The organism is Moorena sp. SIO2C4, assembly GCF_010672485.1.
Taxonomy (GTDB): Bacteria; Cyanobacteriota; Cyanobacteriia; order Cyanobacteriales; family Coleofasciculaceae; genus Moorena; species Moorena producens.
Genome location: NZ_JAAHGN010000329.1, coordinates 1 through 7,124 on the forward strand (window position 1 = coordinate 1; position 7,124 = coordinate 7,124).

The following is a 7,124-nucleotide window of genomic DNA, read 5'->3' on the forward strand; positions in this document are numbered from 1 at the left end:
AAGCGGTTTATCTCGCAACTCAAAAAACCGGATGTCGACTTTGTGAACGGCTTATCACCGGTTCCGAGCCCTACTCCCAACCCTACTCCAACTCCTACTCCCAGCCCTACTCCCAGCCCTACTCCTACTCCTAGTCCTACTCCTACTCCTACTCCTTCCCCAACTAAACCTCCTAAGGATTCCAAGGGCAGGACTATCGTTTACGGAGCAGTGGGACAACCAGAAAACCTAGAACCAGGTAATATCAGCGACCGGGAATCCCTGGTTGTCCAGAAACAAATTTACAATCGCCTGGTGGAATACAAGCTGGGAACGATTGAACTGGAACCAGGATTAGCTACTGATTGGCAAGCGTCTCGCAATAGCAGAGTTTGGACATTTAAACTGCGCCAAGGGGTAAAGTTTCATGACGGCACTGATTTCGATGCTCAAGCGGTTAAGTTCAATGTCGAGCGTTGGTGGGACCCGGAAAACAAATACGGCTATCGCGATAAAGACAGAAAGTATCAAATTTGGGCTGATTTATTTGGTGGCTTCAAGGGAAACTCGAAATCCCTATTACAACAGATAGTCATCAAAGATAAGTATACAATTCAATTTGTCCTGAAACAGCCCTTAAGCATTTTTCCAGCTATGATTGGGTCAGGCTACTTTGGTATCGCTAGCCCAACAGCCATCAAGAAAGCAGGTTCTAAGTATGGTCGTGAGTCATCTCTAGCAGTAGGGACAGGTCCATTTAAATTCAAAGAGTGGCGTAATGGCAAGGAAATTATCCTAGAAAAGAGTCCGAACTACTGGAAACCAAACCTACCTAAAGCAGAAAAGGTAATCGTGCGGTTCATCCCGGATATTAGCAAACGCCTGACCATGTTGAAATCTGGAGAGATTGACTTCACTTCAGACCTAGTTCCTAAGCAATTAGAAAATTTAGTTGGTGAGGCTAACCTCAAATCTATTTTCCGTCCCTCCTTCAATGTCGGATATCTATCCCTCAATACCAACTACAAACCCCTTGCCAAACAAAAGGTACGGATTGCGATCGCCTTAGGAATTAATCAGCAAAAGATTGTCGAAAAAAATTGGCAGGGTTTAGGGGAGAGTGATGCTCACTTCACCCCACCCCTACTGGATTGGTCTGAGTCATCTAATTTTGGTAGCTATAAATATGACCCAAAGCTAGCCAAGCAACTGCTGAGGGAAGCTGGCTACCCCAAAGGCTTTGACCTCGAACTCTGGTATATGAAAATTTTCCGCCCCTACTATCCTGATCCGAAAGCGATCGCCCAAGCCATAGCTGATGACTTGGGTAAGATTGGCATCAAGGTTTCTTTAAAAACAAAACCCTGGAAAGATTATCTGAAAGACCGACAAAAGTCTCCTGGTTTCCAAGGGTTTATATTGGGTTGGACTGGGGAATATGGCGACCCAGATAACTTCTACTATTCCCACTTCGGACCTAATGCTACCGCTGACCTTGGACGTTGGAAGAATAACCAAATCCTAAGGTTATTGGAAACCGGTCGTAAGACCCAAGGCAAGGATGCTAGGGCAAGAATCTATCGCCAAGTGGATCAAATTTTATTTGAACAAGCCGTGCGCATTCCCATTGTCCACTCCCAACCGCTTTTAGGTAAGCGCGCCAATATTCAAGGCTGGAAACCCAGTCCACTGGGTTCAGAATCCTTTGAAACTGTGGATAAGACGTAAGCTATCAGCAGTCAGCAGTCAGCCGTCAGCCGTCAGCCATTCGCGAATGGCCAAGGCTCACGCTACACCGAACAGCAGACGTAATAGATATTAAACGAATGCTGACCTGTTTTATTCAAAAGCTGATAGCTGTTCGGTGTAGCGTGCGCGTAGCGCATTAGCTGACGGAACTCAGATTAAACGAATGCTGATCTATTTTATTCAATAGCTGATACGCGACACGCTGATAGCTGTTCGGTGTAGCGTGCGCGTAGCGCATTAGCTGATACGCGACACGCTGATAGCTGAAGACTTACCTTATAATAACTTTTGGGACAAGTAATCCTGCTATACACAAAAGGTAAATAGTAAAAGGGAACTAGTTCAATGACAAAAAAAAGGAATACATCTAGAGACGGATTTAGGAACCAGTTAGAAAGCGTTGGTTTAAACAAATTCAAGGGGATTTGGGACTTTATTCAAAGCAACGACTCTCTCAAACGTAAAGTCAACAAAACTATCATTAACAATGCCGTCTACAAAATGCCCACTCGTCCCCATAAGTTAAGTGCGATGGCACCCTATACCTCTTGGGACTCATTAACAGACCGAACCTGGATCGGACGACATTTACCCCCCGATCCAGAGTTCAACAAAGCAGGGAACCTTCCCCCTCTCGAAGACCTTGCTGTTTTGTTTCGCAAACAAGAGGGGAAAACCATCTATTCCGAGAAATCTACCCTGTTGTTTCCCTATTGGGTGCAGTGGTTTACCGACGGCTTTCTGCGCACTGATCGCTACAATAGATTAAAGAATACCTCTAACCATGGCATCGATTTATCTCCCGTCTATGGGTTGAACAGAAAATCTACAGACATGCTGAGATCCCATCAGGGCGGGAAACTGAAAAGCCAGATCATCAATGGTGAAGAATATCCTCTCTTCTATTACGACGATCCAGAAAAGGGAGTGGTCAAACCAGAGTTTGACGGGTTGTATGAACCGCTCAATGATGAGAAGCGACTCGACCCAGCCAAGAAAGCAAAACTATTTGCCATGGGTGTAGAACGAGCTAATGTCCAAATTGGCTATGTAATGCATAACGTTCTGTGTCTGAGGGAACACAATCGCCTGTGTGATTTACTGGCTAAGCATTATCCCGATTGGGATGACGAGCGACTCTTCCAAACGGCCAGAAACATCGTGATGGTGTTAATCATGAAAATTGTGGTGGAAGAGTATGTTAATCACATTACCTCTTATCACTTTAATTTCATTGTCGATCCCCCAGCGTTTACCAATCAGAAGTGGTATCGCCAGAATTGGATGACAGTGGAGTTTAGTTTGGTGTATCGTTGGCACAGTGCCCTTCCCGAGACTCTTACCTATGACAGCAAGCAAATTCCCATGGTGGATAGCCTCTGGAATAATGAGATGCTGATCAATAAAGGCTTGGGACCATTATTTGAGGAGACCTGTTCCCAACCAGGCAGCAAAATTGGTTTGTTTAACACGTCAGAATTCCTAATACCTGTTGAATTAGCAAGTATCGACTTAGGTCGTGAAGCTCAACTGGCTAGCTATAATGATTACCGGGAAATATGTCAGTTTCCTCGGGTGACGGATTTCGATCAGATCACGGGGGATGAAGATACTCAAAGGGAACTAAAACGGTTATACGGTGATGTCAACAATATAGAATTCTATGTGGGACTCTATGCCGAGGATGTGCCACCAAATGCAGCAGTAGCTCCCCTGGTTACCCGAATGATAGCAGTTGATGCCTTTTCCCAAGCATTGACCAATCCCCTGTTGGCAGAAAATATCTTCAACGAAGAAACTTTTTCTCCGGTCGGTTGGGAAGTAATACAAAACACAAATACTCTCTCAGATCTGGTAAACCGGAATAGTCCACAGCAAGATAAAAAGTATAAAGTAACATTTGACAATCCGTAAGCAAGGCATCGGGTATTGTCAAGCAAAAATTAAACAAAAAATTCAAGCTCTCTGATTGAGAAATCACCGGTTAAGTAAAATTTGAGTCTCAATCACCAGATCTATGGTCACTTAAGTTGACAGTACCCGATCAAATCCGCTGCTATCCTAACCCATTTTTGATCACAACCAATTCATCAAAATTTGTCTAGAAAAAATAACCATGAAGCTATTTACAGAATATCCCGAAAAGGACGAACAAAACTATTACAACCTTGTAGCCGAGCAAGTCAGGATTCAGATGGATAAGCTTTACAAGGATCAGGAACGGGCTTTGCGAGACACCCATGCCAAAACCCACGCATCGGTGGAGGGAAACCTAGAAATTTTTGATTTTGATGAACATAAAATTAAAAGCGAACTAGCGAAACGAACTCGGCTTACTCAAGAGCAACTCAATGGGATTTCCCTCAAGCAAGGACTCTTTGCGACACCGAAACAATATCCTGTTCAGCTGCGATTTGCCAATGGGCGAACAAACGTTGAAAACGACTATGTCGCAGACACACGCTCAATGTCTGTGAAAGTGATTGGTGTTGAAGGAGAAAGCCTAGAACAAAGCTACGAGCCAAACACTCAAGATATTATTGTTCAAAATGCCAAGATCTTTTTTATCAAAACCATCAAATATTATTATGAATTTTTTGGCTCCATAGTTGACTCAGAGCAAGCTGCCCAGAAGTGGCTCAGGAGTCATCCCAGGCAATTGCTAGCCCTAGCTAAAGTAACAGCTCGAACCCCAAAGAGTTTATTAACGGAACGGTATTGGAGTGGTTCTGCTTCTGCCCTTGGACTCAAACCAGATTTTGATCAGTCTCAACCGGGCCTAGTTCCTGTTGACTATCCCGCTGTGATCAAATATGCGTTTACCCCTGTTTCATGCCAGCCTCCCCATCAAAGGATGCGATATCAGTCCCGACCAGGTATTCCCAAACTTCCCTTCTTCGATCGCGCCAAGGCTCTGGGATTGGATGGAAGCAAACCGGACAATTACTATCGAGACGAGCTGATCGAACAACTATCGAAAACCGATGCCCTTTATTGCTGGGACTTTGGCATCCAATTCCAAACTAACCCGAAAATGTCCATCGATGATGTCACAATTCGTTGGAGTGAGAAGAAATCACCATTTTTTACGGTTGGTCGCCTTACCGTCAAGCATCAGATCATCGATTTTGACAAACAATACGACTCTGCTGAAAACCTGCGATTTTCCCCGTGGAATGGCTTAGTGGTTCATCGTCCTGTGGGAGCTCTCAACCGGCTACGTAATATAGTTTATCCGATTGTGGCTAAGTATCGTTATCAAAAACGGGGACTCAACTATTAGTCTTTCAAGTTAAGCATAAATGTGGCATTTTACTTGTTACTTGTTACTTGCCAATTTTAAATTTTCAAGTAACAAGTAAGGAACACCCAGGAATTATACCCAGAGAATTATAACTATTCAACCGGACTCCATATTAGTTGTTTTCTGGCAAGCCTCTTAGCCGGGAAACCATACTCCCTGTACCAATAACTAAAAGTCCCAATATCACTGAAGGTTCGGGAACACTGATACGAACAGACCTGATACTCAGTGCATTAATAGCGAAAGGTACATCAAGGCCCTCTTCTTTGGCATTGAGCACCAAGGTTTTGATGTCACCACTGCTATCAAACAGGCCAGTAAAGATCACGTCGCTGCCAGCAACCATCTGGCTTACACCTGGACGTTCAAAACTTCCTAGACTATTTCCGAAACTATCAAAGGCTTCAATTTTTGCTATGTAGTCAACAATTTCTATAGGAGCGGATTGAATTTGTGTCCCAACACCAAAGACTGGAGTATCAAAGGTAATAGTCAGTGGACCAGGATTAGCAATGCCTGTAAACAGAAGCGAATCCCCTACATCAAATGCACCAGGGAAAACAGGAGTTTGATCAATACGGAGAAACTCTCCAGCAGGGATGCTGACATTTAAATCAATCCCGACCGCTGAAGTCGCTGAAAATGGGTTAGGTAGGGTGGTAAAAGGTGGTGCTACAACAACCTCAGCTACTTCAGACCAATCTAGGAAATCATTAGGCTTTAAGGCTTCTCTAGTATCTACAAATGTTGCGGCTTGGGCAGTACTTGTGAATAATACAGTTCCTAGGGCAGTTGCTAATAAGGTTTTCATTACTGTTGACTACAAATTATTTTTGTAGTTGATCATATATTTCATTTAGATATACTAATCTATAGCAGAAGTAATTTTATTGGAATCTTTATATACTTAAGGAATGTGAAAAAAAATCTTGCTAAAATCTTTATAGATCAGAACCTGAGGGGGTGACAGTTCGGCTATAATTATTATCTGGTCTGGATTTATTCAATTCAGTTACCAAACTTATAAATAAACCCGATGTTTCGACCACTTGGATGAAAGAATCAGGGATTGAGTTTCCAGTAATTGAAAATATGCTCATGACTGTCTATATATAGTTTGGGATTATAAGTTTGGGCTCATAGTGACCTTAAACTTAGAGCTGGCAAGTACTTTGGGTCCCTTGTCGCCCCCCCAGCTCCTTCGTCATAAGTTAGCTATCAGCATTAAGCTAACGCCATAGCAGTTTCCACAAGACTAAATCACCGCAATGCATTCAATCTCGACTAAAACATCCTTAGGTAGTCGGGAAACCTCAACACAGGCACGAGCTGGAGCATCTTCCTCGTTAAAGTATTTGGCATAGATCTGATTTACTGTAGCAAAATCATTCATATCTGCCAGAAATACGGTGGTTTTGACTATGTCCGGGATTTTAGCTCCAGCAGCGACTAGGATAGCTTCAAGATTAGCCATTACCTGTTCTGTCTGCTTGGCTACATCATTATCACCAACAATCTCACCGGTGCTAGGGTCAAGGGGAATTTGACCAGCTACAAAAATCATTTGACCGCTGACTGCGATCGCTTGATTGTATGGTCCTACGGGTGCTGGGGCATTGGGGGTACGGATAATCTTTCGTGTCATAGTCTTCAGTAGTTCCAGGATGGACAAGTTAACACATTCCAAGATAGCAGTTTGAGCATTCCCATCTCAGCCTTATCCCTGACCGATAAGTCTTGACCTTGGTAGTGAGGAGGTGAAGAATAGGGGGATGATGGGTAATAGTGGTATTAGTAGGATGAGGGGCAAGAAAGTGCTATGTCATCAATGCACCTCATTATCACTAGTATTCAGTAATCAGGACTGACGCACCAAGACCCTTCAAACCGGGTTTCTGTTTGTCTTGATGCAGTCGCTCATGGGGGGAACCCCCAAGACCGCGCTGCATCGCTATAAATCAAAGGGGGTAGCGGTTGAGCAGGGAGTCAAACAGGTAACCTTGGGGAGTTCCACCACAGCCATTGTCCGAGATGGGACAGGTCAAGCCGTGGGAAACTTAAACGCCATGGCGGGTATGACTGCGGAAACTAA

General features: G+C 43.8%; 5 protein-coding genes and 1 pseudogene. 4 read left to right on the forward strand and 2 right to left on the reverse strand.

Annotated elements, in window-relative coordinates; translation table 11 throughout:
• The first annotated feature begins 9 nt into the window (after positions 1–9).
• The 3 genes from F6K20_RS17815 to F6K20_RS17825 all read left to right on the forward strand — a co-directional run bounded on the left by F6K20_RS17815 (position 10) and on the right by F6K20_RS17825 (position 5,011).
• Complete coding sequence (locus F6K20_RS17815; RefSeq protein WP_287295511.1) at positions 10–1,707, forward strand: ABC transporter substrate-binding protein; 1,698 nt, start codon at positions 10–12, stop codon at positions 1,705–1,707.
• Between the two features lie 366 nt (positions 1,708–2,073).
• Entirely contained in the window at positions 2,074–3,642 is a 1,569-nt protein-coding gene (locus F6K20_RS17820; protein ID WP_009148856.1) for a peroxidase family protein, read from the forward strand.
• A gap of 202 nt (positions 3,643–3,844) precedes the next feature.
• Positions 3,845–5,011, forward strand: coding sequence for a catalase family protein (locus F6K20_RS17825; RefSeq protein WP_009148852.1), 1,167 nt, complete (start codon positions 3,845–3,847; stop codon positions 5,009–5,011).
• Between the two features lie 133 nt (positions 5,012–5,144).
• On the opposite strand, the gene F6K20_RS17830 is transcribed toward F6K20_RS17825, so the two are convergent.
• Both F6K20_RS17830 and F6K20_RS17835 read right to left on the reverse strand, forming a co-directional pair.
• Positions 5,145–5,843, reverse strand: coding sequence for a PEP-CTERM sorting domain-containing protein (locus F6K20_RS17830; protein ID WP_287295509.1), 699 nt, complete (start codon positions 5,841–5,843; stop codon positions 5,145–5,147).
• A gap of 444 nt (positions 5,844–6,287) precedes the next feature.
• Positions 6,288–6,677: a RidA family protein gene (locus F6K20_RS17835; protein WP_009148845.1), complete on the reverse strand. Its 390-nt coding sequence runs from the start codon at positions 6,675–6,677 to the stop codon at positions 6,288–6,290.
• 262 nt (positions 6,678–6,939) lie between these two features.
• Between F6K20_RS17835 and F6K20_RS17840 the strand changes: the two are divergent.
• Positions 6,940–7,124: pseudogene (locus F6K20_RS17840) on the forward strand (hypothetical protein); the annotation flags it as partial.